Annotated in this window: 25 protein-coding genes; 16 read left to right on the forward strand and 9 right to left on the reverse strand. The window is 70.5% G+C overall.

The window, feature by feature from the left end; all coding sequences use genetic code 11:
- Positions 1–122 precede the first annotated feature (122 nt).
- The 3 genes from AB0M54_RS39020 to AB0M54_RS39030 all read left to right on the forward strand — a co-directional run bounded on the left by AB0M54_RS39020 (position 123) and on the right by AB0M54_RS39030 (position 2,113).
- On the forward strand, positions 123–701 hold the full coding sequence (locus AB0M54_RS39020) for a sigma-70 family RNA polymerase sigma factor (protein ID WP_364477003.1): 579 nt from the start codon (positions 123–125) through the stop codon (positions 699–701).
- Positions 655–1,356 carry an anti-sigma factor gene (locus tag AB0M54_RS39025; protein WP_364477005.1) on the forward strand — a complete coding sequence of 234 codons (702 nt, stop codon included), beginning with the start codon at positions 655–657 and terminating at the stop codon, positions 1,354–1,356. Before AB0M54_RS39020 ends, AB0M54_RS39025 begins: the two co-directional genes overlap by 47 nt.
- Positions 1,357–1,465: 109 nt before the next feature.
- Entirely contained in the window at positions 1,466–2,113 is a 648-nt protein-coding gene (locus AB0M54_RS39030) for a fasciclin domain-containing protein (RefSeq protein ID WP_364477007.1), read from the forward strand.
- Positions 2,114–2,146: 33 nt separating this feature from the next.
- On the opposite strand, the gene AB0M54_RS39035 is transcribed toward AB0M54_RS39030, so the two are convergent.
- Positions 2,147–2,629: an FAD-dependent monooxygenase gene (locus AB0M54_RS39035; RefSeq protein ID WP_364477009.1), complete on the reverse strand. Its 483-nt coding sequence runs from the start codon at positions 2,627–2,629 to the stop codon at positions 2,147–2,149.
- Positions 2,565–3,428: an NAD(P)-binding protein gene (locus AB0M54_RS39040; protein ID WP_364477011.1), complete on the reverse strand. Its 864-nt coding sequence runs from the start codon at positions 3,426–3,428 to the stop codon at positions 2,565–2,567. Before AB0M54_RS39040 ends, AB0M54_RS39035 begins: the two co-directional genes overlap by 65 nt.
- Positions 3,429–3,486: 58 nt before the next feature.
- Here AB0M54_RS39040 and AB0M54_RS39045 point away from each other — a divergent pair, with 58 nt between their 5' ends.
- Positions 3,487–4,080, forward strand: coding sequence for a TetR family transcriptional regulator (locus tag AB0M54_RS39045; protein ID WP_364477013.1), 594 nt, complete (start codon positions 3,487–3,489; stop codon positions 4,078–4,080).
- Between the two features lie 559 nt (positions 4,081–4,639).
- Here AB0M54_RS39045 and AB0M54_RS39050 read toward each other — a convergent pair.
- From AB0M54_RS39050 to AB0M54_RS39065, 4 genes are read right to left on the reverse strand one after another with little or no spacing between them, the layout of a single operon-like run.
- Positions 4,640–6,502, reverse strand: a complete 1,863-nt coding sequence (locus AB0M54_RS39050; RefSeq protein ID WP_364477015.1) for a CocE/NonD family hydrolase — start codon at positions 6,500–6,502, stop codon at positions 4,640–4,642.
- 50 nt (positions 6,503–6,552) lie between these two features.
- Positions 6,553–7,959: a hypothetical protein gene (locus AB0M54_RS39055; protein WP_364477017.1), complete on the reverse strand. Its 1,407-nt coding sequence runs from the start codon at positions 7,957–7,959 to the stop codon at positions 6,553–6,555.
- Positions 7,956–8,723 carry a sulfotransferase gene (locus AB0M54_RS39060; protein WP_364477019.1) on the reverse strand — a complete coding sequence of 256 codons (768 nt, stop codon included), beginning with the start codon at positions 8,721–8,723 and terminating at the stop codon, positions 7,956–7,958. Before AB0M54_RS39060 ends, AB0M54_RS39055 begins: the two co-directional genes overlap by 4 nt.
- Positions 8,716–9,630: a hypothetical protein gene (locus AB0M54_RS39065; protein WP_364477021.1), complete on the reverse strand. Its 915-nt coding sequence runs from the start codon at positions 9,628–9,630 to the stop codon at positions 8,716–8,718. Before AB0M54_RS39065 ends, AB0M54_RS39060 begins: the two co-directional genes overlap by 8 nt.
- A gap of 90 nt (positions 9,631–9,720) precedes the next feature.
- On the opposite strand from AB0M54_RS39065, the gene AB0M54_RS39070 reads away from it, so the two are divergent.
- The 6 genes from AB0M54_RS39070 to AB0M54_RS39095 all read left to right on the forward strand — a co-directional run bounded on the left by AB0M54_RS39070 (position 9,721) and on the right by AB0M54_RS39095 (position 15,436).
- Positions 9,721–10,923: a glycosyltransferase gene (locus tag AB0M54_RS39070; RefSeq protein ID WP_364477023.1), complete on the forward strand. Its 1,203-nt coding sequence runs from the start codon at positions 9,721–9,723 to the stop codon at positions 10,921–10,923.
- Positions 10,920–11,801 carry a sulfotransferase gene (locus AB0M54_RS39075; RefSeq protein WP_364477025.1) on the forward strand — a complete coding sequence of 294 codons (882 nt, stop codon included), beginning with the start codon at positions 10,920–10,922 and terminating at the stop codon, positions 11,799–11,801. Before AB0M54_RS39070 ends, AB0M54_RS39075 begins: the two co-directional genes overlap by 4 nt.
- Positions 11,798–12,709, forward strand: coding sequence for a sulfotransferase (locus tag AB0M54_RS39080; RefSeq protein ID WP_364477027.1), 912 nt, complete (start codon positions 11,798–11,800; stop codon positions 12,707–12,709). The genes AB0M54_RS39075 and AB0M54_RS39080 overlap by 4 nt, the downstream gene beginning before the upstream one ends.
- Positions 12,710–13,417: 708 nt before the next feature.
- Positions 13,418–14,233 carry a hypothetical protein gene (locus AB0M54_RS39085; protein ID WP_364477028.1) on the forward strand — a complete coding sequence of 272 codons (816 nt, stop codon included), beginning with the start codon at positions 13,418–13,420 and terminating at the stop codon, positions 14,231–14,233.
- Between the two features lie 41 nt (positions 14,234–14,274).
- Positions 14,275–14,550 (forward strand): hypothetical protein, encoded by a 276-nt coding sequence (locus AB0M54_RS39090; RefSeq protein ID WP_364477030.1) that lies wholly within the window; start codon positions 14,275–14,277, stop codon positions 14,548–14,550.
- 37 nt (positions 14,551–14,587) lie between these two features.
- Positions 14,588–15,436 carry a methyltransferase gene (locus AB0M54_RS39095; RefSeq protein WP_364477032.1) on the forward strand — a complete coding sequence of 283 codons (849 nt, stop codon included), beginning with the start codon at positions 14,588–14,590 and terminating at the stop codon, positions 15,434–15,436.
- Positions 15,437–15,631: 195 nt separating this feature from the next.
- Here the strand turns inward: AB0M54_RS39095 and AB0M54_RS39100 are convergent, their stop codons facing one another.
- Positions 15,632–16,192 carry an NUDIX hydrolase gene (locus tag AB0M54_RS39100; protein WP_364477034.1) on the reverse strand — a complete coding sequence of 187 codons (561 nt, stop codon included), beginning with the start codon at positions 16,190–16,192 and terminating at the stop codon, positions 15,632–15,634.
- A 919-nt stretch (positions 16,193–17,111) separates the two neighbouring features.
- Between AB0M54_RS39100 and AB0M54_RS39105 the strand changes: the two genes are divergently transcribed.
- Positions 17,112–17,447, forward strand: coding sequence for a hypothetical protein (locus tag AB0M54_RS39105; RefSeq protein ID WP_364477036.1), 336 nt, complete (start codon positions 17,112–17,114; stop codon positions 17,445–17,447).
- Between the two features lie 192 nt (positions 17,448–17,639).
- On the opposite strand, the gene AB0M54_RS39110 is transcribed toward AB0M54_RS39105, so the two are convergent.
- Complete coding sequence (locus AB0M54_RS39110; RefSeq protein WP_364477037.1) at positions 17,640–18,863, reverse strand: MFS transporter; 1,224 nt, start codon at positions 18,861–18,863, stop codon at positions 17,640–17,642.
- 66 nt (positions 18,864–18,929) lie between these two features.
- Between AB0M54_RS39110 and AB0M54_RS39115 the strand changes: the two genes are divergently transcribed.
- From AB0M54_RS39115 to AB0M54_RS39135, 5 genes are all read left to right on the forward strand, one after another.
- Positions 18,930–20,279: a PLP-dependent aminotransferase family protein gene (locus AB0M54_RS39115; RefSeq protein ID WP_364319641.1), complete on the forward strand. Its 1,350-nt coding sequence runs from the start codon at positions 18,930–18,932 to the stop codon at positions 20,277–20,279.
- Positions 20,276–20,647, forward strand: coding sequence for a contact-dependent growth inhibition system immunity protein (locus tag AB0M54_RS39120; RefSeq protein WP_364477039.1), 372 nt, complete (start codon positions 20,276–20,278; stop codon positions 20,645–20,647). Before AB0M54_RS39115 ends, AB0M54_RS39120 begins: the two co-directional genes overlap by 4 nt.
- A 23-nt stretch (positions 20,648–20,670) precedes the next feature.
- Complete coding sequence (locus tag AB0M54_RS39125) at positions 20,671–21,297, forward strand: trimeric intracellular cation channel family protein (protein ID WP_364319637.1); 627 nt, start codon at positions 20,671–20,673, stop codon at positions 21,295–21,297.
- A gap of 32 nt (positions 21,298–21,329) precedes the next feature.
- The gene (locus AB0M54_RS39130) at positions 21,330–22,313 is read left to right on the forward strand and encodes an NAD-dependent epimerase/dehydratase family protein (protein WP_364477041.1); all 984 of its coding nucleotides are present in this window, start codon (positions 21,330–21,332) and stop codon (positions 22,311–22,313) included.
- A gap of 139 nt (positions 22,314–22,452) precedes the next feature.
- Entirely contained in the window at positions 22,453–23,148 is a 696-nt protein-coding gene (locus AB0M54_RS39135) for a hypothetical protein (RefSeq protein WP_364477043.1), read from the forward strand.
- A gap of 95 nt (positions 23,149–23,243) precedes the next feature.
- Here AB0M54_RS39135 and AB0M54_RS39140 read toward each other — a convergent pair whose 3' ends face one another.
- Positions 23,244–24,440 (reverse strand): cytochrome P450, encoded by a 1,197-nt coding sequence (locus tag AB0M54_RS39140; protein WP_364477045.1) that lies wholly within the window; start codon positions 24,438–24,440, stop codon positions 23,244–23,246.
- Positions 24,441–24,455: the final 15 nt, after the last annotated feature.

A 24,455-nucleotide genomic window follows, 5' to 3' on the forward strand; every position in this document is an offset into this window, starting at 1 on the left:
CCATGTCCTTCGTCGTGGCCGCGGCCGGCGGATGCGCCCCGACGGTGTGAGAAATCGGTGCATCCGGCGGAGGCCCGCCGAACGAAGGACTGGGGAAGGACCGATGTGCGGGAGGGAGGTCGATGGCTTCCGACGACGAGCTCGCCGAGCGTCTGCGCGACGGTGACGAGAAGGCGTTGCGGACGACGTACGAGCGGCACGGCGCCGCCGTGCTCCACCTGGCCCAGCGCCTGCTCGGGAACCGGGCCGACGCCGAGGACGTCACCCAGCTGACGTTCGTGGCGGCCTGGTCCGGGCGCGACTCCTACGACCCGCAGCGCGGCACCATCCTGGCCTGGCTGCTCGGCATAGCGCGGCGCAAGGCGATCGACCGGATCCGGTCGGCGGCGCGGGACGGCCGGGTGGCCGAGACGGTACGCGCGCAGGTCGCCCCGCCGGACGAGCCGGAACGGCCGGAGCGGATCCTCGACCGGCTGGTGGTGGCCGACGAGCTCGACCGGCTGCCGGCCGAACAGCGGCGCACCCTGGAACTGGCGTTCTTCGACGACCTGCCCCATCCACAGATAGCGGCCGTGACCGGGCTCCCGCTCGGTACGGTCAAGAGCCACATTCGCCGTGGACTGGCGAACCTACGTCGCCGATGGGAGGTGGACGGTGCAGCATCTGGATCCCGATCGGCTGGTCCTTCTCGCGCTCTCTGAGGAGCCCGAGGGGCCGGGCGACGCCGGCCATCTGGCCGAGTGCGCGGTCTGCCGGCACGAGCTCGACGCGTTGCGTACCGTCGCCGACCTCGGTGCCGAAGGCCAGGACCTGCACGACCTGCCGGCGCCGCCGGAGCGGATCTGGCAGCGCATCGAGGCCGACATCGCCGACCCCGCTCCGCGTTCCCTCCGGGTGGCCGAGCGGCCCCGGCCGTCACGTCCCCGCTGGCTGACCCCGGTGCTCGCCGCGGCGGCGGCCGCCGTGCTGGCGGTGGCCGGCACGGTCGCGGTCGACCGGTTCGTCCGCCGCCCACCGGCCGCGACGGTGCTGGCCCGGGCGACCCTCGCGCCGCTGGGCGCCATTCCCGCGTCCGCGGAGGGCAGCGTCCGGGTGCTGTCCGACGGCGAGATGCGCATCGAGGTGCGCAACCTGCCCCTGACCACCGGGTTCCACGAGGTGTGGCTGATCGACCCGGACGACCCCACGAAGATGGTCGCGATCGGCAACCTGCCGGACCGGCCGGACGCGGTGCTTCCGGTGCCGTCCGGCGTCGACATGAACCGCTACCGGCTGGTCGACGTCAGCGACGAACCGCACGACGGGGACGCCGCGCACTCCGGCCGCAGCCTGCTCCGCGGAACGCTCACCTATTAGCGCATCGGTTTAGCGCATCGGTTTAGTGCATCCAACGCGGTGCTTCCGCACGAAGGACCGGGTGGTGGCGACGAAGCCACCACCCGAACTTCGGAAAGGACGCACGTAGATGAGGTTCATCCGAGCCGCCGCGGTCGCGGCCGCCACGACTGTCGTCTCCGCTCTCGCTCTTGCCCCCGCTCCCGCCCAGGCGCACGGCCACCCCAAGCCCTTGGGCACCAGGTCGCTCGCCGCGGTGCTGACCGCGGACAAGAGCGGTTTCGACCGTAACGGCGGCGACTACGACATCCTCACCGCCGCCGTGCCGGCCGTCCTGAAGGCCAAGCCGTCCAGCCCCGTCGGCGTACTCACCGACGGCAAGGTGGCGCTGACCGCGTTCATCCCGAACGACCGCGCCTTCCAGACGCTGGTCGCCGACATCCAGAACACCCGCAAGCTGCCCGGCGAGAAGGCGGCGTTCACCGCCGTGGCCGGCCTGGGCATCGACACCGTCGAGTCGGTGCTGCTCTACCACGTCGTCCCCGGCGCCACGGTCGACCGCAGGGCGGCCCTCAAGTCCGACGGCGCCTCCCTGGCCACCGCGGCCGGCGCGTCGATCAAGGTCGACGTGTACGGCGGCTGGTGGAAGCGGGTCCGGCTGATCGACGCCGACCGCAGCGACCGCGACCCGCGCGTCGTCCGGTTCGACGTCAACAAGGGCAACAAGCAGATCGCCCACGGCATCGACCGGGTGCTGCGCCCGATCGACCTGCCCTGACGAAGGAGGTGAGGCGGGCGCAGCGCGCCCGCTTCACCTCCTTCCTCGCTTCACCGTCTTCCCCGCCTCACGTCTTTCCCGGTCGCGTGTTTCCCGGTTTGGAAGGACGCTGCTGATCCCCTGGATCTGGGCGGCGTAGGCCCGGCCGATCCAGGCCGGCGGGATCAGCCGCGTCACCGCGCTCAGCGGCCGGGGGAGGGGCTGGTTGGTGCGCTCGCTCGCGGCCCGGCGGGAAACCTTGCGTACGCGCCTGGCGCTGAGCTTCTCGTAGCGTCGCAACGCGGCCGGGATGTCGGGCGGGTCGGTGCTCAGAATGCGGCGAAGCAGCCAGGCGTCCTCGAACGCCTGGTTCGCGCCCTGCGCCTGGGTCGGCGGGAAGACATGCGCGGCATCCCCGAGCAACGTCGTACCGCCGCGCCCCCACCTCATCGGGACCCGATGCGTGACGTGCTCAAACGGCTCCGGCCCGGCCGGCCCGATCGCCCGGTCGGCCGGCCACCTCGCCGGCGACCTCATCGAGCAGGCGGTCGACGAGAGGGCCGTAGCCGCGGAAGCGCTCACGGTCGAACGGGCCACGGACGTCGAACCACCACATCAGGAGCCCGTCGCCCGCGGGCAACATGCCGACCAGGCCGGCGCCGCCGACGACGCAAACGCCGGTCGTGCCGGAGGCGACCTCGGGGAGGACCCGCGACAGCCCCTGCCACGTCGCCCAGCCGTTGGTCGCGGCGGGCGTGGGGTCGAGGATCGCTCGGCGCACGGCAGACCGGTGCCCATCCGCACCCACGACGACGTCGGCCGGGTGACGGCCGCCGGCGGCGTCGATCGCGGTCGTCCCGTCGATGTCGACGATCTCCACGCCGAACTCCACCGGAACGCCCCGCGCGAGATGGCGGATCAACCGGTCCCGAGGCACCGAGACGACCGGGAAACCGGTACTCCGCGCAAGCACACGCAGGTCGGCCTCGACCACGGTCCGCCCGCCGGCGTCGTCGAAGCGCAACACATCCAGCCGCCCGCCGATGCGCCCTTCCGCGCCGTCGGCGGGTATGGCCTGCTCATTCCCGACCGTTGCGACCTCCCGTCCGCGGACCGTTCCGGCGTTGCCGCCGCCGACCGTTCTGGGCTCACCGCCGACGATCGGCGCGCCGAGGGCGGCCAGGGCCGCCGTGCCGTTGCTGAAGATCGTGACGGCGGCGCCGCCGGTCCTGAGTTGGGGCGCCTTCTCGAGGACTCGGACGGTGTGCCCGTCGGCCAGGAGGCCGCGGGCCAGGGCCAGCCCGCCCAAGCCCGCTCCCACAATCAGGATTTCCATCGGCGGGTCTCCGTTCACTACGATCGTTGTACTACGGATGGTGTCATAGGATGGGAACGTGCCGCCACCCAACGAAGAGCGCCGGGCTCGGCTCGCGGATGCTGCCATCGCGCTGCTCGCCGAGTCGGGGGTTCACGGGGTTACGCATCGGGCCGTCGACAAGCGGGCCGGGTTGCCCGGGGGGACGGCGTCGAACTACTTCCGGACCCGGGAGGCTCTGCTCGTGGCGACCGTCCGCCGGGTGATCGAGCAGCATCGGGCCGACATGGACGCCGCGGTGGCGCCCGCTCGCCCGAGACGGGACGCGGTGTCGCTGATCGCCGAGTCGCTGCTGCTGGCGGCGGGGGAGCATCGGGCGCGGTATCTGGCGATCTTCGAGCTGCGGCTGGAGAGCCTGCGGCGCCCGGCGCTGGCCGCGGCGATCAGCGAGCTGACGGCCGGGATGGTCGCGTTCACGGGCGCGCACCACACCGCGGCGGGGACGCCGATCCCGCCGGCCGCGATCCCGGCGATGCTCGTGACCTACGGGGGCGCGCTCTTCGCCCTGGTCACCGGTCCGCCGGAGATCGTGACCCCTGAGGTGACCCGGCAACTCGCGGTCGCCATCGTGGAGGGCGGCATCGCGGCGGCCCGCGACCAGTCGAAGCGATGACCACCGGTCACATCATCGGCGAGCCGGGGCGGCCGGCACGCGCCTGGGGACGCTCGATGCCTGGGCGCAGGGGCAGAACTTGTGCGGCTGCTAGGCAAGATACTGGGCTAGCCTCCTAGGACGCCAGACACGCTATGCCACGCGACATGAGAGCTTCGCGGGGCTTCGAGACTTCAGCGGGTCTTCGACGATCGGCTGGGCAGATAGATCAGAACCGGGGCACCGAGGTCGAGACGGAAGGCGCGACTGGGCGCGAGTCGAACGACGACGCGGCGGAGCGGAGCGTCATCCGGGCCTTGGTGTCACGCGACGCGGCGACTGAGCGTCTCTGGGGTTCCGACTCGGGCGTGCGGGATTTGCCGGGGCCGGGCCATGCGCGGCGTGGCGCGGCCCTCACGCGAGACACGCGTTCACGGCCTGGGGATTCGCGAAGGTCGCGGTGTGCCACGGCTCCGCGGTGGTGCGTTTGGGCCGGCGAGTTGGGCGTACCCATAGCGGTTGATCTGAGGGTTGTGAAGGAGGGGCGGCGTGGCCAACGTCGCCCCTCCCGGAAGAAGAGCTACAGGCCTGCGGAGTGGGCGGCGGGTGTGCCACCGACGATGGGGAGCAGGATCTTGCTGGAGCGGAGCTGGTAGGTGATGTGGGCGTTGTTCGGGTCGGACTGGCTGGAGTACTGGGGGTAGCTGCCTACGACGATGACGCCGAGGCGGTGGCCGGCGGGGAAGACGTAGTCCTCGGGGAGGAGGGGGAAGTCGTAGTTGTAGGCCGTGCCGGGGGTCAGGGGGGCGGCTACGCGGAGGGACTGGCGGTTGGCGGCGTCGTGGATGCCCTTGGTCACCACCTCCAGGTCGGCGGTGGCCACGCGCTTGGCGGTCTGGCGGTAGCAGCCGTCGTCGGTGGCGCTGGACTCGCCCCAGCAGTCGGAGGTGGTCAGCGTGGTGATGCCCTCGCCGGAGGCTCGGTGGGCCACGCGTTCGGCGGAGCCGTAGTCGACCAGGATGACGCCCAGGTTGGTGTCGGTCTTGTCGGCGGCGGCGCGGACCTGGAGGCGTGCGGTGCCGGAGATGTGCAAGGGTGCGGTCAGCGGGTCCGAGACGTAGGCCAGGCGGTTGGGCTGGACCGTGTCGGGGTTGCGGATCATGGTGTCCTGGGACTGGGTGGTGCTGTCCTGCAGCGACTCCGTCACCGGGCCGGTGGCCGGGACGAGGCCCAGGTCGCCGCCGGGCTGGAGGTAGACCTCGGTGGGGGCGGCGCCGGGGACCGGCCAGTCGGCGAAGGTCTCCCACGTGTCGGCCGAGCGCTCGATGTCGATTCTGGGCTCGTCCATGATGCCGTTGGCCACGCCGTGCAGCCAGAAGTCGAACCAGCGGTGCAGGGTGTCCACCCAGACCGTGCGGCGCACGTCGAACGGGTCGACGTGGCCCTCCTGGGACAGCCAGGCCTTGCGCGGGATGTTGTTCTCGGCGAGCGCCGCCCAGTACTTGCTGAAGTGGTCGGGACGGACGTTGTCGTCGTTGAGGCCGTGGTAGAACAGCACGCTGGCGGTCTGGTTGGGGACCTTCTTGACGTAGCTGCGCTCGTTCCAGAACGCCGTGTAGTCGCCGGTGTCGTCGCCGTCGGCCGCGCCGATCTCGGCCCGCACGGGCGCGCAGTAGGCCCGCCGGTCGGGGTTGGTGACCGTGTTGGCCAGCCCGGACACGTAGTCGTTGCCGCGGGTGACGACGCCGTTGGAGCGGACGTAGTCGTAGTACTCGGTCGGCGGGCTGATCGGCACGACCGTGGTCAGGCCCTTCACACCGGTGACGGCGGTGGCCAGGGCGAGCGACCCGTCGTAGGACTTGCCGACCATGGCGGCCTTGCCGTTGTCCCAGTCGGCCTCGACGACCTGGCCGGCGGCGTTGCGGGCGGTGGCCCGGCCGTTCAGCCAGTTGATCGCCTGCTTGGCGCTGAGGTTGTCCTCGTTGGCGTTGGTGGTCGGGCAGCCGGTCGAGCTGCCGGTGCCGACCATGTCGAGCAGGATCATCGCGTAGCCGCGCGGCACGAAGTAGTTGTCGTAGAACAGCGGCCACTTGTCCAGCAGCCCGTCGCCGTCGAGGTCCTGCTTGCACTCGGACTCGTTGCCGCGGCACACGGTGGTGTAGTACGGGCTGGCGTCCATGATGACCGGCACCTTGAGCCCCTGCTCGGTGGCGCGGGGCCGGATCACGTCGAAGGCGATGATGTCGCGCCGGCCGTCGTGGTCACTGTCGAAGGTGGAGTCGATGAACAGCTTCTCGCGGATCGCGTCGGAGTAGCCGAAGACCGGCTGGGTCACGCCGTTGGCCACCACGATCGTGGGGGTGTCGGCCGCGACCGCCGGTGAGGCGCTCACGACCAGCGCGGCCACCGCGATGATGGCGGTCATCCATGGCAGTCGTTTCATGTACGCAGGCTAGGGGCCACCCCGGACCGTGACCATATGCACGTGTCGGATCAGCCGCGCAGCGAGTCCAACGCTTTGTCGAGCGGCTGATCGGTCTCCACCAGCACCGGATCGGTCCCGACCTGCTTGACGGCGGCGCCGTTCTCGAGATCTTTCGCGGGCAGTTCGACGGGTACGGGCGCAGCCGTCGACCACGCCACGATGCGCGTCCCGTCACCACTGAACGCGACGCCGGTCAGCCCGTCCTGGGCGACCGGGCTCGCCACGGCGCCACGGCCCGCGCCGGCCAGCCCGGCCAGCGCCGCCCCGGCCGGACGTTCCGCGCCACCGGGTTCGAGCAGCCCGGCCCGGACCTCGGCGCCGGCCCGGTTGCCCGGGTTGAACGCCAGCGGCAGCCACACCACGTCGACGATCCCGGCGGCGGCGAGCGTCGCGGTCACCTTGGTCATCTCGTCCGCGACGACCGCGGGGGCGGCGTCGGCCGACTTCTCGAACCGGCCGACCTCCCAGGCCGAGATCGGCACCCCGGCCGGCGTGGTCGCCTTGAGCAGGTCGAGCAGCGGGGGCACGCCGTCCGGGTGTTCGTAGAAGTGCAGCTGGCGCACCTGCACGACCTTGTCGGCGAGCAGCTTGTCGGTGACCGCGAGGTAGGCCAGGTTGCGCTGGTTGACCTGGTTGCCGAGCGCCTTCTGGAGCCCGGCCGGGTCGCTGACCTGCGGGATCTGCCGGCCCCGGGTGCCGACGCGCCGGGCGAAGTAGGCCGTGTACGCCGCCACCGCCTGGTCGTTCTGGCCGGCCTCGAGCAGCCGGTCGGCGATGCCCATGCCCATGGCGACGCTGCTGATGCCGGAGTCGACGACCTGGGCCGCCGGGTCGGCCGCGTGCACCGCCTCGGCGGCCGCGCGGACCAGGGTCTCGTACTCCTCGGGCGTGCCGGCCCAGTACTGCTGCGCGTTGACCTCGTTCTCGATCGCGTAGCGGGTCACGCCCAGCGGCTTGTACCGCTTGACCAGGGTCTCGACGAAGGTCCGGTAGGCCGCGAGGTCTTGCGGCATCCGGGATTCGGTCTTGCCGGCCTCGCCGCGGGTGTGTTGTGCGGTGCCGCCGGTGGCCCAGCAGGTTCCGATGCGGATCTTCAGGTCGAGGTGGATGCCCAGGTCGCGGCTCTTGGCGGCGATCGCGTCGAGGGGCGCCCAGTCGGGCGAGCCCTGGGTCTTCTCGATGTCGCACCAGCTCAGCTCGTAGTAGGTCGAGGAGCCGGCGAGCTTGCGCAGGTAGGGCTCGAACTGCTGGTAGCGGTTCCAGTCCCAGTGGGCGCCGAAGACGGTGCGTCCCTTTTGCGACGGGGCTGGGGCCGGGGCCGGGGCAGCGGATGTGGGAGGCGGCGGCGGGGGAGCGGGGTCGGAGGTGCACGCGGCCAGCAGGAGCAGCGCGAGAACCGGCAGGACGCGCTTCATCGGTAACCCAGCTCCTTGAGCATCGGGCCGGAAAAGACCAGGACCAGGAGGCGGAGGAACGGATCGAGCTCGCGGCGGTAGCTGCCCACGCGCGACGCGTAGATGGCCGCGTCGGTGCCGGCGGCGGCCCGTCGCTTGTCGGCCTCCACGGTGTACTTGTCGGCCACGTCGTGGGTGCGGTCGGCGTACTCGAGCACGCCTTCCTCCCACTCCTCGCCCAGGAACTCGAACAGCGACCGCAGCGTCTTGTCGGGCTGGGCGACCGCCTCCTCGTAGCGCAGCTCGTGGTACTGCCCCGGCGGCAGCTGGGCGCCGAACGCCCGGGCGGTGCGGATGTAGCGCGGCCACTTGACCACGCACTTGACCGCCGACCAGTAGCCGAACCGTTTGCGGTGGGAGACGACCACGTCGCGGGCGTCGCGGATGACGTGCACGATCTGCGCGTCGGGGAACACCTCGGTGACGAAGTCGATGCTCAGCGCGTACAGCGGGGTCTTGTCGGCCCAGCGGACCTTGCCGCGCTTGGCCGCGTAGTCGGCGTGCACCCCGCCGAAGAAGCCGGCGATGCGCCGCAGCCAGTCGGCGCGGTCGAAGCCGAAGCGGGCCAGCCGGGGCCAGTCGCGCTTCTCGTCGACGATGCGCCGCAGGTCGGGCAGGAACCGGGTCTCGGGGCCGCAGCTGATCCGCGAGTGCGAGTCGAGCACCAGCCGCAGCATCGTCGTGCCCGACCGCTGGCAGCCGACGAGGAAAATGGGACTATCCACGCTGTGTCACCCCTGCGGTCAGGCGTCCGGTCAGCTCGTCGCACATCGCCCGGACCCGGGGGTCGATGGTCAGCTTCTCGCGTGCGGGCCCGGCCACCACGCCCGCCGCGAACGACGGGCGGTAGGGCAGGTCGAGGAAGGCGCACAGGCGGCGGGCGGTGGCCTGCGGGTCGCGGACCATCTCGCCGTACGAGACCAGCAGCACGTCGGGCCGCCGGTCGAGGCCGAGGCGGAAGTAGAGGTCGTTGCGCACGTACCAGAACAGCGCGGCCGCCGTGTGGTGATCCATGGTGTCGTAGTCGAAGCTCGCGATCAGCTGCTTGGCGGCCGGGCCGAGCCCGCCGCCCTGCCAGCCGGCCCCGATCGTGCCCTCGGCGATGCCCCGCAGCGCGTTGAGGGTGGCCGGGCCGAACTTGGCCACCTCGGAGCGGGCGCGGTCGTCGACGTCACGCCACATCCACAGCGCCCGGCCCGGCCGCGGCCCGGGCAGGGCCAGCAGCTCGGTCACCCGGTGGCTGTCGCACAGCGGCTTGACCAGCACCACCCGGTGGCGGCTGCGCCCCAGCACCCGGAGCAGCTCGGCGTCGGAGCGCAGCCGGAACCGGCGGAACACGGCCGAGTCGTTCTCGTTGCGGGCCTCCACCTCGGGCGCCTCGTCGAGGCCGCGGACCAGCATGTTCGTGCCCGAGCGCTGGAGACCGACCAGGTAGACCGGCTGGGCCTGACCGGGCGGGGCGCCGTGGGCGCGGCGCCAGCGCCACTTCGACCACGCCGTCCGCAGACGCTCGCGCGGGTCGAGGCGGTCTTCGGCGATCAGCCGGCCCAGCCCCTCGCGTCGGGCCCAGCGGACGTGACGGACCACGCGGCGGGCGAAATATCGCAGCGCGGAAGGCTCGTCGCCGGTCACTCGTCCTCCTCGATGCATCAGGCTTTGGCGGCTGAATGCTAGCGTGACCGCGCTCGATCCCCGCGACCCTCACGACAGGCCTGTGGATAAATGCGCGTCCTGCACGTCAACAAGTTCCTCTATCGGCGCGGTGGCGCCGAGGGCTACCTGTTCGACGTGGCGCGCCTGCAGGAACGGGCCGGCGACGAGGTGGCCTTCTTCGGGATGGCCCACGTCGACAACGACCCTGGCCTGCGGTTCGAGGAGCACTTCCCGTCGCAGGTGGACCTGGATCCGCCGCCTCCCGGCGTGCGCGGCCGGGCCGAGGCGGCGGCCCGGATGATCTGGTCGACGTCGGCGCGGCAGGGTCTCGCCCGGACCCTGAAGCAGTTCCGGCCCGACGTCGTGCACATGCACAACGTGTATCACCAGCTGTCGCCCTCGGTGGTCGCCGCCTGCCGGGACGCCGGGGTGCCCGTGGTCATGACGCTGCACGACTACAAGCTGGCCTGTCCGAGCTACCAGATGCTCGACCGGGGCCGGCCGTGTGACGCGTGCGTGACCGGTGGGCCGTGGCAGGCGGCGCGGCGTTCCTGCAAGGACGGTTCGCGGTCGGCCAGCACGCTGCTCGCGGTGGAGTCGTGGTTGCATCGGCGGTTCCGGGCGTACGACGGGGTCGGTGTGTTCATCGCGCCGAGCGACTTCCTGGCCGGGGTGATGACCCGGGCCGGGGTCGGCGCAGGGCGGCTGCGCGTGCTGCGGCACCCGGTCGACGTGGACACCATCAAGGTCAAGGAGAAGCCGGGCGGCGGCGTGGTGTTCGCCGGGCGGCTGGCCCATGAGAAGGGTGTGGACACGTTGATCGAGGCGGCCGACATCGCGGGTCTGGACATCGACATCGCGGGGGATGGACCGGCGCTCGCGCAGCTACCTCGGACAAAAAGGACACATTTTCACGGCCGCCTGCCGAAGGGCGAGCTGCACGAGCTGATCAGGAGCGCGGCGGTGGTGGCGGTGCCCTCGCGCTGGTACGAGAACCAGCCCCTGGCCGTGCTGGAGGCCTTCGGCTGCGGGGTGCCGGTCGTCGGCACGGATCTCGGTGGGCTTCCCGAGCTGATCACCCCGGGCGTGGACGGCGAGGTGGTTCCCCCGGACGAACCATCGTCACTGGCGAGCGCGCTGCAGCGTACCCTCAAAGATCTTGATCTTGCGTTTTCCATGGGCCGGGCCGGCCGCAGAAAGGTCGAGCAGCACTTCAGCCCGGCCGACCATCTGGCCGGGCTGAACGCGGCCTACGGGTCGGTGGCAGGGTGATCCGCGTCCTCTACCTGGCCGGCAGCGGCCGCAGCGGCAGCACCCTGGTGACCACCGCGCTGGGCCAGGTCGACGGGCTGTTCGCCGCCGGGGAGCTGCGCTACCTGTGGCAGCGCGGGCTGGTCGAGCAGCGGCCGTGCGGGTGCGGTCAGCCGCTGCCGGACTGCCCGATGTGGAGCGCGGTGCTGGCCAAGCTGCCGCCGCGCGAGCCGGCGTCGATCGCGGCCGGCCTGCGGGAACGCCTGCGGATGCGGAACCGGCTGCGGGTGCCGCCGAGCCCCGACGACGCCACCATCACGGCACTGTACGAGGCGATCCACGCGCACACCGGCGGCGCGGTCATCGTCGACTCGTCCAAGCTCCCGCCGTACGGCGTGCTGCTCGCCGGTCTCCCCGGCATCGACCTGCGCGTGCTGCATGTGGTGCGTGACCCGCGCGCGGCCGCGTTCTCCTGGCGCCGCCGCCGCTCGCTGGACGGCGACGACCGCCTGATGACCCGCCACCCGGTGTGGAAGGCGGCGCTGCTCTGGACCGTCTGGAACGGCGCCGTGCTGCGCCGCTGGTCGCGCGGCGCCTACCTGCGCGTGCGCTACGAGGACCTGGTTCAAGACCCGCAGGCTTGGGTACGCCGGATCGCCGCCTTCGCCGGCGCCGCGCCTTCCTCACCACTGCCCTTCACCGAGGACGGCCTGCTCACGCTGGCGCCCACGCATTCGGTCGCGGGCAACCCGGTCCGGCACCGCACCGGCGGCGTCGAGGTGCGCGCCGACGACGAGTGGCGCACGGCCATGTCGCCGCGGTCGTTCGCCCTGGTGACCGCCCTGACCAGCCCGTTGCTGCGACGCCTGGGCTACCCCTTCGGACGGAGGGCTCGATGAGTCTCGCTGTGGTGGCCGGCACCGGCCGGTGCGGGTCGACGCTGGTGCAGGAGCTGCTGTGCCGGCACCCCGGCATCGGCTTCATCTCCGGGGTCGACGACAAGCTGCCGAAACTCAACCTGACCGGCAAGCGCAACGGCCGCCTCTACCGCCGCGGCGCGCCCCGCCCGTCCGGCATGACATCCCTGGCCTACAGCCGCAGGCTGCTGGAACGCGGCCGGGTCCGGGTCGCGCCGTCGGAGGCCTACCGGCTGCTCGACCGGCACGTGACGCCCGGCTTCAGCCGCCCCTGCCGGGACCTGCTGGCCTCGGACATGACGCCGTTCTTCTCTTCCAGAACGCGCGCGTTCTTCGATAGCCGGATCGCCGCCCAGCGCTGTGACCTGCTGCTCCAACACGTGACCGGGTGGCCCCGCACCGGCTTCCTCAGCGCCGCGTACCCCGACCTCAAGGTGGTCAACGTGGTGCGCGACGGCCGCGCGGTGGTCAACTCCTGGCTGCAGATGGGCTGGTGGGACGGCTGGAGCGGGCCGGCGAACTGGTACCTCGGCCCGCTGCCGCGGCCCCTGCAGGAGCGGTGGGAGGCCTCCGGGCGATCGTTCCCGGTGCTGGCCGGGCTGGGCTGGGCGATGCTGATGACCGCGTACGCCGACGCGCGCGCCCAGCTGCCGGGCCAGTGGCTCGACCTCCGGTACGAGGACGTGGTGCTCGACCCGCGCAAGGAACTGACCCGCGCCCTGGAATTCCTCGGCCTCGACTGGACCCCCGAGTTCGAACGAGGCTTCCAGAAGCACCAGCTGCACGGCGGCCGAGGCGACGCGTACCGCCACGAACTGACCCCGCGCCAGGTGACCGACGTCGAATCCGTGATCGCCGACCACCTGACCCAGTGGGGTTACGCCGTCTGACCCAGGCAGAGGACGTAGTCCAGGTCGTCGGTGTCGCTGTCGTAGAAGTACCACTTGTCGTAGCCGGAAACGCCTTGGCACGCCTCCTCCGAGACCGACTGCCCGCGTCACCACAGCCTGCTCGCGCCGAGCGGCCTGCTCGCGCCGAGCGCCGGCCAGGTGGCGGAAGGTGCTATCTCGTTATCCGGCAAACACATGCTCGAATATTTGCGTCGAGATGTTATTCGATCGCCGGCTTGGTGTCAGCAAGTGCGGACATTCTTCAGGGCAGCGGCCGACCCGCACTGTGGTACATGTATCGAAGCGAGGCCTAGGCGCAAGGGAACTCGCTGCACCGAAGGGCTACCCCACCCTACATTGCGCCCACGCCGCGAATAGCGCTTGAGGACGACTACTGGACCGAGCGCGAGACTGTGGTCCGCATTGTCACGAGCACTCAAACAAGAGATTGGCCGACAGCTATCAGGGCGCCGGAGAGTTGACCTATTGCTGGAGTCACCGATCCGACACTCGAGACGCATTGACTGCGCAGCTCCGATGTGGACTGCACGCAATAGATCATGAGGCAGCGGTCGCCGATCTTGGCCGGCAAGCCGAGAGCGCGCAAACTCTGGAAGCGTGTTCGACGGCGTACTAATATGACCTCTCCCCATGGCCATCACTGGACCGGCTGTGAAGATCTATTCTGCTTAGGGAGTCTGGCAGTCGATGAGGGTCGTTACATTCATCGCGATTGCGGTCGTCGTGATGGCAGCAGTCGCGACCTTGGTCGGCAGCCAGGCCCCGCTGAGCAAGCCTAGTGCGGTTGCCTCTGCGGCATTGGTGGCTGCGGTTGCCGTTCAGCGGATCAACGGCGTACAGCGATGGCTGGGCGCTCCGAAATCCCGGCGTCGAGAGCAGGTGGACGTCTTGGCGCAGCAGGTCCTTATTGATCTATGCATGAACCGCCTCGTCACCGCTGAGCTCTTGGAGCTCCGCGTTCACGTATGGGAGGTTCCGTTATGGTATCGCCGGATTTTTCCCTACGCCCTGCGTCTGCGATTTAAGGAAATGGCAAAGAAGCGACAATTCAGATTTTTGGCGACCTGGGCAATTACTCCGACTTTCAAGCGAGTGGCCGCCGTCGGACTCTACAAAGCGCCGCCGAGTGGTGTTCGCTTCCAAAAGGGCGTCGGAATCGTCGGCGTGTGTCTCGCCAACAACGACCGGGCAGAGGTTTTGACCGTGAGTACCGCAGACCGACGGTACCGACATGCCTTGCAGGCGGCCGATGAGGCCAAGTGGCAGACCTATGATCCGAAGCTAACACACAGACTGCCCTTGCGTGACGCCCAGAAACTGGCCCACTCGTATGGTCAGGTAATTGCCAGGGTCGTGCAAGATGCAGAATCAGGGGAGGCGATCGGATGCGCCACGATCAGTCTGAAACAGGCGACTCCAGCAACCATCGGCCTTACAACTGGAGAGGAGTTCAAGCGCAAGCTTATTGATCTAGCACGCGGAGTAGCGACCCTGCTGCGGTAGGACTACAATCCATACCATGCCTCTAGACTAAGGATGCTCTGTTGATCCAGATAAGGCGGCTGTTGCCCGGAGAGCTCGAAGGGAACGTCAACCCGGAGGACTACGGATTTGATGTAATCGACGATCTTCCCCCATCAGATGACGAGGCTGATCGCCGAGTGGGCGAGCTCTATGCGCGGGCGAAGGAACGTACTGGCATCGTCATCCCGGCGCTTGAGCCTTACCTTCAGATGATCAAAAGCATGACGACAGTTCCTCGTCCACCCGGTCGGCGCTCCGGCGGGCGGCGTCGGCGTGGAGACGATCGCCGCCGCTAGTTGGCCCCCAACGCGCCGCGCGGGTGCTTGCAATCTGATGATGGTTCCTCATAATAATGCCCATGTTTCGTGGGCATTGTCCTTTTCTGGAATTGTCGTCGCCGTGTTGAGCTGTGAGCATGGGCGACCGACGAGCCTTGGCGGGGTCTCAGGAGTGTTCAACTATGACCGCGCGCCAGCTACGGCTCTCATCGCCCGACACGCAGCCGCCACGTATCCATACGAGTGCGACTTTGGCGGCGCCCGACTCTCTATCGACGAGGGTGTGTTCTGCCCGACACTAACCAATGCGTCGCCATTGCTTCTGCAATCTCTGCAATTTGCTCCTTTTCAACGTGTGATGGACGTCTTCGCCGGCTGCGGCGCTTTCGGCATCGTTGCTGCGATGCACGGCTCGTACGCGGTTACGATCGACGTGTCGGTCAAGGCGGTAGCATGTACGCTGCGAAACGCCACGATGAACAGCGTAGAGGACCGCGTTGATGCCCGCGTTGGAACGCTGGCTGACTGCGTAGCGCCGAACGAGACTTTCGATCTCGTCGTCGCCAATCCACCGCTGCTTCCGGGACAGCCGTTCGATGACCTGACCGGTGCCCTCTTTGATCCTGGTCTCCAGGCCACGGTCGATCTGGTAATGGCGCTTCCTTCACTCCTGAGCCTGTCAGGCCGGTGTTATCTGTTGACCTCGGACGTAGCAGACCGTCATGGGTGCGACGTGGCGCAGTTGTGCGCCGAGGCTCGACTCAAGCATGCTGTTGTTCAAACCGCTGATGTTGGGTACGAGCGGTACCGTGTACATCTTATTGAGCGAACCCAGAGCGGCCTACGAGCGCATTCTCCAGGACGTGACACCTTTAGAGACTGCTGCTCAGCCCGGCGTCCCTGAGTGACCAAGTGTTAGCTCGATGTTCCGTGGAGCGGCAATAGCCGTTGCGATGAGCCGAGCGTTCGGTGGCATGAGTAGCATCGCAAGTCTGAGTGTCCGGAGAGCGGCGGCGGAGGCCGGCATCGGGGCGACCCGCGCTAAATCCGCCGTGGGCTTGCCAGCCGGTAGGAGTCCTCTGACCGGCCGGCTGTCCGGCTAAAGCCTTCCCTGGGCTCGGAGCAGTAGTACGGCCAATAACCCGGCGACCGATCCGGCGCCGATGATTGATCCATCGTCCAAGTGCCGCTGTACATCGGTGAGCGGAATCCACGAGATCCGCTCGGCTTCGTTGATGTCCGAGGTTGAGCCGGTGTAGTCCGCGCCCCGGGCGAGGTAGACCACGTTCTCTTGGTCAATCGTGCCGATCATGGGCTGGAAGGTGAGGACCTTCTCCATGCCTCGTGGCCGCCACCCGGTCTCTTCCTCGACTTCGCGGGCAGCGCATGTCTCGGGACCCTCCGCTGGATCCAGGTAGCCACCCGGCAGCTCCCAGACCCACCGGTCGGCAATGAAGCGGTGCCGCCAGATCATGAGGACTCGCTCGTCGTCGATGACGGCGACCATGGCGGCTCGAGGAACCCTCAGGACGTACTGCTCGAATCTGACGCCGTCGGGAAGCTCCACGTCGGCGATGCTCAGGACGGCTTTGCGGGTGTCGTCCAGAACTCGCTCTCCGTGGATGGTCCATTCGCTTGCCCGTTTCGGTCCCGTGCCCATGACCGGAACCTAGCCGCACCGCCACCCGCGCGCGGACGCGGCCTGACCACACCGACATGCGGTGATACGAACAACGAGGTTTGCGTCACCGCCGACACTGCGGGGGCTCAAGGCCCGGTCACCCGGCATCGAGTGTGGTCAGGCAGAGGACGTAGTCCGGTTGTAGTAGCCGGAAACGCCTTGGCAGGCCTCCTCCGAGACCGACTGCCCGTCACCGTCGGCGATCGTCACGGAGACGCGTTCCAGCACTTCGTACGTCGTTCCCTCCTAGTCACACGGCACGACCGTCATCGACGGGCTGTCCTCGCCGCCGTCGTTGATCACACAGTCACCGGGCTGAGGTCCGGCCGCCTCCTCTGGCTTCTCGGCCTCTTCGGTCTCGGCCGGCTCCTCCGTTTCCGCCGGCTCCTCCGCTTCGGCTGGCTCCTCGGCTTCGGCCGGCTCACCGGGCTCGTCGGTCGCCGTCAGGGCGATCTCGGCGGTCGTGCCCTCCGGGACCGTGACGTCGAGGCGGCCGGTCCCGTTGCCCGAGACGGTGACCTCGCCGCTCAGCCTGCTGTCGATGGTCAGCGCCTCGGCGCTGCTGACCTGGTAGACCTTGGTCTTTCCGGCGTGGTTCTCGTCGGTGTAGCTGACCGCGACGGTGGGTTCGCCGGTGCGCTGTCCGTCCAGCTTCTCCCGGACGTACTCCGCGCCCCTCGGCGATGACCACCCGGGTGCCGACCTGGAGAACGATCCGGGCCGCCGCGGCCACGACCGGACACCCGGACAGCATGATCAGGGCCACCGCGCCGAAGATCAGGAGGGCGGCCCGGCGCCATCCGTGTTCTGCTCGCACGTGAGGTACTGACGGACGGCGCCGGGTGTCCGAAAGCTCGCTCGGGCCGGTGCGGCCGTCGGTATGGTGGCGGCACTGATCATGACGTCCGGGACCGCGGCGCTCGCCGCCCCGACCTCCTTCGGCACCCAGCTGACCCACTCCACCGGCGTCATCGCGGTGCAGACCACGGGTTCGGTCGGTTGGTCGTCGTCGCTCAAGACTGTCACCATTTCGAACACCAGGTTCTTCGTTCGCGGTGGCGAGTGCGCGACGTTGTACATCGCCGGCTACCAGGGCGCCAACACGCGGGTGACCAACTACTACCGCTACCCGACGCTGACGGCAGCGACTACTGCCCGGCCAACAACATCTGGATTCCCGTCGGGACGGTCAACTTCACGTCAACGGTGCCCGGCGGTGTCACCTACCTTTTGATCGAGCTCCAGGACAAGAGTCACCCGACGACCCGCTGGGATGAGTGCCACGAGGCCGAGTTCGATCCCAAATGCAGATCCACCAAGTGATCGGCGGCCTTGCGGGGGTTCCCCACCGGAACCCCGACGAGGCTGACGCGTCGTCTGTCCCACGGAGTCACCGTGGGGCAGACGGCCGGCGTGGCCCCGAGCGTCATCCGGCCGGCTGGTCGGCGAGGAGCGCGGCGCGGACGCCCGCGGCGCCCTGATCGACGTCCTGGCCACGGCCGATGGCGAGGGGAACCGGCCGGCCGACGGGATCGGGCCGGCGGGCCGGGATGCGGGTCAGGGCGGTGGCCGCGGCCAGCAGGCCCGCGGCGCCGGCCAGGATGAAGGCGGCGGCGGGAGACACCGCGTCGATCAGGGCGCCGCCGGCCGCCGCGCCCAGGGCCGAGCCGACGGCGGTTGCCGTGGCCAGCCAGGAGAAGGCCTCGGTCGCGGTGCCCTCGGGGGCGGCGTGGTCGACCATGCCGTAGGCGCTGGCCAGGATGGGGGCGATCATCGAGCCGGCCAGGGTGATCAGCACGGCGAAGGCGACCGTGCCCAGCGAGCCGGCCACCAGGGCCAGGTGACCGGCGCCCAGGCCGGCCAGCAGCAGCACGAAGCCGCGTCCGGCGGCCGCGCCACCACCGAGCCGGGTCACCACCACGCCGCCGGCCAGCGAGCCGACGCCCCACAGGCCGAGCAGCAGGCCGGCCGACGAACCGGCGGCGGCCGCCACGCCCACCTCGGTCGCCCCGAAGACCACGCCCACCGCGACCAGCACGACGACCAGGACGCGCATGGCCGGTGAGGAGAGGGCGCCCTGGCCGGCGGCGACGCGTGGGCCGGGGCGCCAGGCGCGGGATGCCGGAGCCAGCGCGAAGAGGCCGGTCGCGACCACGAGCACGACGGCGGCGAAGGCCAGGGCCGCGCCGGTGCCGGCGAGCGCGCCCAGGGACAGGGCCAGGGGCGGGCCGGCCACCCAGGTCAGTTCGGTGGCGGTGGCGTCCGCGGCGTACGCGCGCCGCTGGCTCTTCAGGACCGGGAAGCGGGACGGGATCAGGGTGCGCATGCACGCGCCGACCGGCGGGGTGGCGAAGCCGATCACCGCGGCCAGCAGCAGCAACGGCAGCAGGGCAGTGCCGACCGGCAGCGCGGCCGCGGCGAACAGGGCGCCGCCGGCGACCAGGGCCGAGGCGAGCAGCACCGTGGTCTGGCCGCGGCGGTCGACCAGCCGGCCGAGCAGCGGGCCGCCCGCGCCCTGGGCGACGGCGAGGGCTCCGGCCACGGCGCCGGCGGCGGCGTACGAGCCGGTCAGGTGGTGGGCGTGGACGAGCAGGCCGATGCCGAAGGTGGCCAGCGGGAGCCGGGCGAGGACCGAGGTGGAGAAGAGCATGTAGCCACGATCGCCTCGGACTGGTACCAAAGACAGGTCCAGTCACACGGTCGAGGAGGGGACCAGTTGGAGTTACTCCTCTCGGTGTCGCGCGAACGGCCGGGCACGCTCCGCAGCCAGGTGGAGAACGACCTCCGAACGGCCGTCCGCGACGGCAGCCTGCGCGCCGGCGTCGCCCTCCCGTCGACCCGCGACCTCGCCGCCCAGCTCGGCATCTCGCGCAAGGTGATCGTCGACGCGTACGCCCAGCTCGCCGCCGAGGGCTACCTGACCATGCGGCAGGGCGCCCGGCCGCGGGTCGCCTCGGGTGAGATCGTCCGCACGGCCGAGAACGGCCCGCCGCGGGAGGACGCCTACCGGTTCGACTTCCGCCCCTCCCGCCCGGACGTGTCGGCCTTCCCGCGTGAGGCCTGGTCACGCTGCCTGCGCGAGGCGGTCGGCGAGATCAACACCGAGGAGCTGGGGTACGGGGACCCGCTCGGCGTCCCGGCCCTGCGCGCGACCCTGGCCGGCCATCTCGGGCGTACCCGCGGGGTCGTGGCCGCACCGGCCCTGACCGTCGTGACCAGCGGTTATCTCCACGGCCTGGGCCTGATCTCGCATGCCCTGAGGTCCCGCGGGGCGCGGAAGATCGCGATGGAGCACCCCAGCAGCGCGGACATGGCCGTCATCGTCGCCCGGGCCGGCCTGACCCCGGTCCACGTGCCGGTCGACGACCTCGGCCTGCGCGTCGGCGACCTGCCCGCCGACGTCGACGCGGTCGTGCTCACCCCGGCCCACCAGCACCCGACCGGCGTGGTGCTGGCCCCGTCCCGCCGCGCCGCCCTGGTCACGTGGCTCCGCGCCCACCGGGCCCTGGCGATCGAGGACGACTACGACGCCGAGTACCGCTACGACCGCCCCGCCGTCGGCGCGCTGCAGGGGCTCGACCCGGAGCACGTCGTCTACTGCGGCACGACCAGCAAGGTGCTGGCGCCGGCGCTGCGGCTGGGCTGGCTGGTGGCGCCGCCGTGGCTGGCCGCCGCCCTGCGTACCGTCCCCGACCTGGGTTCGGCCCGGGTCGAGCAGCTGGCCTTCGCCCGGTTCGTCGAGCGCGGCGACCTCGACCGGCACCTGCGCCGGATGCGCCTGCGCTACCGCCGCCGCCGTGACGCCATGGTCGCCGCCATCGGAGAACACCTCGGGGCGGCGAAGATCCACGGCATCGCGGCCGGCCTGCACGTGACCGTGACCCTGCCGCGCACGGTCGACGAGGCGGCGCTGCGCCGCGCCGCGCATCGGCGGGGCATCGCCCTGGCCACGATGGCCGACTACGCCCTCACGACCGGCCCGCCGACCCTGGTGCTGGGCTACTCGCAGATGACCGAGAACCGCATCGCGGCCGGCGTGGCCGAGCTGGCACAGTGTTGCCCGTGACGACCATCGAGGAGATCGGGGGAATGCGGGAGCCCGACCCCGGCCCCGGCGCCACCACGCTGATCCGTCGCTGCACCGAGCTGCGGCGCAAGCCCGTGGCCGGCTTCACCGCCGAAGATCTGCGGATCATGCTGGGCCAGCGGATCGCCGTGCCGATCCTGCTGCCCCGCGCCGTCGACGTCCTGGTCCGCGACCCGCTGGCGTCCGGTGACATGTACACCGGCGACCTGCTCACCACGGTCCTGCGGCTGCCCGACACGGATTGGCCCGCCGGCCTCCGCGACCGCCTGAGCACCGCCCTGCGCGGCGTCCGCCTGCCCGGCAGTGACCTGCGACGCGCCTTGGCCGCCTTCCTCGATGCGGGCTGACCTGGGACGGAACAATTCCAGGCATGCCCGCAACCACCGTGGTGACCGTGCTCGAGCTGGTCGGCCTCTACGTGTTCGCCACGTCCGGCGCCCTGCTGGCCATCCAGAAGGGCTTCGACGTCGTCGGCATCCTGATGCTGGCCCTGCTCACCGCCCTGGGCGGCGGCATCCTCCGCGACCTGATCATCGGCGACACCCCACCGGCCGCGTTCACCGAGGTCACGTACCTGATCATCCCCTTGGTCGCCGCGGCCGTGACGTTCTTCGCCCACCCGCTGGTGCAGCGCCTCTCCTTCACCATCGCGGTCTTCGACGCCGCCGGCCTGGGCCTGTTCTGCGTCACCGGCACGATCAAGGCCCTCGACTACCACCTGGGCCCGATCCAGGCCGTCCTGCTCGGTGTCACCACGGCCGTGGGCGGCGGCGTCCTGCGCGACATCACCGCCCGCGAGACCCCGAGCCTGGTCAAGACCGACTCCGACCTGTACGCCATCCCGGCCGCCTGCGGCGCCACCCTGGTCGCCGTCGCCCATTCCCTCGACCTGAACGTCCCGGCCGTGGCCACCGGCGCCGCCGTCTTCGTCGTCACCTTGCGCATCGTCGCCATCCTGCGCCACTGGCGAGCCCCGCACGCGAAGGTCCGGGTCTGAACTCGGGCGCCTCCGGGCACGTTGGGAGAGGCATGAGTGAACGCGTTCTGGTGACCGGTGGGTCGGGCTTTCTCGCGGGGTGGTGCGTTGTCGCGCTTCAAGAGCGGGGGTACGACGTACGCACGACGGTGCGGGATCGCAGTCGGGCGCCGCAAGGGACCGAAGCGATCGAGGCCGACCTCACCCGGGACGAGGGGTGGGACGAGGCGGTCGACGGGTGTGACTACGTGTTGCACGTGGCGTCGCCGGTGACCACCGGGGAGGCCGACCCGGGTGACCCGGACGCGCTGGTCGCGCCGGCCCGGGAGGGGACGCTGCGGGTGCTGCGGGCGGCCGTCGCGGCGGGGGTTCGGCGGGTCGTCGTGACGTCGTCGGCGGCCGCGGCCTCGCCGCATTCCGAGACGCCGGACGGGGTCACCGACGAGACGCTGTGGACCGACGTGAGCGACCCGCTGTCGACGCCCTACCGGCGGTCGAAGCCGCTGGCCGAACGGGCCGCCTGGGACTTCATCGCGGCGAGCGGCGGCCCGACCGAGCTCAGCACCGTGCTGCCGGGGTGGGTGCTCGGGCCGGTGCGGGGGCCGCTGGCCAACCTCGGGTCGCTGCGGGCGGTCGACGACCTGATCACCGGACGCATGCCGGGGCTGCCCCGGGTCGGGTTCGAGGTGGTGGACGTGCGGGACATCGCCGATCTGCACCTGCGGGCGATGGTCGACCCGGCCGCCGCGGGGGAGCGGTTCCTGGGCACCGGGGAGTTCCTGTGGATGGCCGAGATCGCGCGGCTGCTGCGGGAACGGCTGGGTGACGCGGCGAGCCGGGTGCCGACGCAGCCGTTGCCGGACGAGGTGGTGCGGCAGGCCGCGATCGCCGACCCCGACCTCGGCGCGCTCGTGGTCAACCTGGGGCACCGCCGGATCCGGTCCTCGGACAAGGCGCGCCGCCTGCTCGGCTGGGCGGCCCGCCCGGCCGCCGAGGCCGTCGAGGCCAGCGGCCGGACCCTGCCGGAACACCGGTAGCATCCACCGGCATGAGGGGCCGAAACGCTCGTCGCTCCACGACGGCGACCAGGAACTGACCTCGGCGCCGGTGTCCCTGAACCTGTTCGTGCGCAGCACGGCCGCCGACTTCGACCTCGGCACCGATTAGCATGGCCGGATGCTCGAGCCCAAGATCGGCAGGGTAGCCGCCGCAGCACTCTGCGTGGTTGCGCTGGCCGCCGGATGTGACTCGTCGGACGACGGACCGGACCAGCCGGACGGCGGGACCATCAGCGTGACCACCATGCGGGGGGCGTTGCTGCAGGCCAGTGATGTCGGCGGGTCGTGGGCGGCGCCCGAGGCGTCGACCGACGCGCAGCGGCTGGTTCCGCTCTGCGGCGGGTCGGCCACGGCGCCGCCGGTGCCGCCGGGGGCCGAGGTGGTCAGCGCGCCGCTGGCCGACGAGGGCACGAAGGGCGCGCAGACCCTCAACCAGACCGCGCTGGTGTACGGGGACGCCACCGGCGCCCAGGCCGCCCTCGCGTCGCTGCGGGCGGTCGCCGACAAGTGCCCGGCCACGGTCAGCCAGGGCCACCAGACCACCGCCGACCGCAACGAGCCGGCGTACACCGAGACGGCCAAGACCCAGGACATCAACGAGGGCGGCTGGTCCGGGTTCGTGATCACCCGGCACAAGGTGTACGAGGCGAAGCACCCGGGCACCGCCGATGTCGCGGTGTCCGTCGTCAGCAAGTCGAATGTGCTGGTCGTGGAGGGGTACGCGGTCTACCGGCTGGGCAACGCCAGCGGCTCGCCGCAGTTCGACACCGACTGGAAGAAACTCCTCGGCACAGTCCTGAACCGGGTGGGATAGACAGCGCCGAACCGAGTGGTCTAACGTGGCTCCAACGCCGTTGCGAGTTCTTCCCCCGTGGAATTCGCAGCGGCGCCTTATTTTGTCGAGCTGAGCTAGTTTGTGGCGACCGGCATCTCGGTGTATCCCCGCAAGGTCAGACTGTTCCGCCGCGTCGGCTCGGCGGTCAGCGCCAAATTCGGGTAGGCGGAACGCAGCGCGGGAAAGGCGATCTGCGCTTCGAGGCGGGCCAGGGGAGCACCCACGCAGTAATGGATGCCGCCGCCGAACGACAGCGGGCTGTTGTCCGTACGCCGAAGATCAAGGGTGTTGGGGTGGTCGAACCGCGCGGCGTCTCGATTGCCGGCGCCGAGATAGGCGACCACCCGCTCGCCCGGCTCGATGGTCAGGCCGGCCATCTCGACCGGCTCGTAGACCACACGCGAGACCAGCTGGACCGGACTGTCCCAGCGCAGCAGCTCCTCGGCCGCGAGCCCCGGGTCGGCGATCGTCGCGCCCGGGTTGGCCAGCAGCGCGACCAGCCCGTTGGCCAGCAGGTTGGTGGTCGTCTCGAAGCCGGCCGCGAACAGGAACGCCACCATGGTCAGCAACTCGTCCTCGGTCAGCCGGTCACCGTCGGCCTCGACCGCGACCAGCGCGCTGATCAGGTCGTCGCGCGGGTCCTTGCGGCGCTCGGCGACCAGCCCGGTCAGGTAGTCGCGCAGCGTCGCCGCGGCCGGGTCGGCCTTTTCCAAAGCGGAAGGCTCGACCGTCTCGAGCACCTGTGACCAGTCCCGGATGAGCGACTGGAACTGGGCCCGGTCGGCCGCCGGGATGCCCAGCAGCTCGCCGATCACGTTGACCGGCAACGGGAACGCGAACCGGTCGATGAAGTCGCCGGCACCGGCCAGGTCGGCCAGCAGGTCGTCGACCATCCGCTCGATCGACGGGCGCAGCGCCGCCACCCGCCGGGCGGTGAACGCCGAGCTGACCAGCCGCCGCAGCCGGGTGTGATCGGGCGGGTTGAGCGTCACCAGGCTGGTGAACAGCATGTAGGTGCCGGGGTGGTCGGCCCAGTCGGCCAGGCCGGCGAGCCCGAGCATGTCCGTGGGGAAGTGGCCGAGCCGGCTGTCGCGGACCACGGTCTGGCATTCGTCGTACCCGGTCACGACGAGCGCGCCGTCCTCGGCCCGGATCAGCCGGGAGATCTCGCGAAGCCGGTCGTACCGGGGATAGGGATCGTCCCGGCCGATCGGGTTGGTCAGCTCGTCGAGCAGGCGCGTGGTCTCCGGAGTCTCCACAATGGCGGTCACCCGGCAAAGCCTAAC

Source organism: Actinoplanes sp. NPDC051470 (assembly GCF_040682035.1).
GTDB lineage: Bacteria > Actinomycetota > Actinomycetes > Mycobacteriales > Micromonosporaceae > Actinoplanes.

Excerpts from the sequence above, each read along its gene's own strand:
- AB0M54_RS39020 (WP_364477003.1), top strand. The coding sequence starts at position 123 with ATGGCTTCCGACGACGAGCTCGCCGAGCGTCTGCGCGACGGTGACGAG.
- AB0M54_RS39030 (WP_364477007.1), top strand. The coding sequence starts at position 1,466 with ATGAGGTTCATCCGAGCCGCCGCGGTCGCGGCCGCCACGACTGTCGTC.
- AB0M54_RS39035 (WP_364477009.1), bottom strand. The coding sequence starts at position 2,629 with ATGAGGTCGCCGGCGAGGTGGCCGGCCGACCGGGCGATCGGGCCGGCC.
- AB0M54_RS39040 (WP_364477011.1), bottom strand. The coding sequence starts at position 3,428 with ATGGAAATCCTGATTGTGGGAGCGGGCTTGGGCGGGCTGGCCCTGGCC.
- AB0M54_RS39050 (WP_364477015.1), bottom strand. The coding sequence starts at position 6,502 with ATGAAACGACTGCCATGGATGACCGCCATCATCGCGGTGGCCGCGCTG.
- AB0M54_RS39055 (WP_364477017.1), bottom strand. The coding sequence starts at position 7,959 with ATGAAGCGCGTCCTGCCGGTTCTCGCGCTGCTCCTGCTGGCCGCGTGC.
- AB0M54_RS39070 (WP_364477023.1), top strand. The coding sequence starts at position 9,721 with ATGCGCGTCCTGCACGTCAACAAGTTCCTCTATCGGCGCGGTGGCGCC.
- AB0M54_RS39080 (WP_364477027.1), top strand. The coding sequence starts at position 11,798 with ATGAGTCTCGCTGTGGTGGCCGGCACCGGCCGGTGCGGGTCGACGCTG.
- AB0M54_RS39085 (WP_364477028.1), top strand. The coding sequence starts at position 13,418 with ATGAGGGTCGTTACATTCATCGCGATTGCGGTCGTCGTGATGGCAGCA.
- AB0M54_RS39095 (WP_364477032.1), top strand. The coding sequence starts at position 14,588 with ATGATGGTTCCTCATAATAATGCCCATGTTTCGTGGGCATTGTCCTTT.
- AB0M54_RS39100 (WP_364477034.1), bottom strand. The coding sequence starts at position 16,192 with ATGGGCACGGGACCGAAACGGGCAAGCGAATGGACCATCCACGGAGAG.
- AB0M54_RS39105 (WP_364477036.1), top strand. The coding sequence starts at position 17,112 with ATGACGTCCGGGACCGCGGCGCTCGCCGCCCCGACCTCCTTCGGCACC.
- AB0M54_RS39110 (WP_364477037.1), bottom strand. The coding sequence starts at position 18,863 with ATGCTCTTCTCCACCTCGGTCCTCGCCCGGCTCCCGCTGGCCACCTTC.
- AB0M54_RS39125 (WP_364319637.1), top strand. The coding sequence starts at position 20,671 with ATGCCCGCAACCACCGTGGTGACCGTGCTCGAGCTGGTCGGCCTCTAC.
- AB0M54_RS39130 (WP_364477041.1), top strand. The coding sequence starts at position 21,330 with ATGAGTGAACGCGTTCTGGTGACCGGTGGGTCGGGCTTTCTCGCGGGG.
- AB0M54_RS39135 (WP_364477043.1), top strand. The coding sequence starts at position 22,453 with ATGCTCGAGCCCAAGATCGGCAGGGTAGCCGCCGCAGCACTCTGCGTG.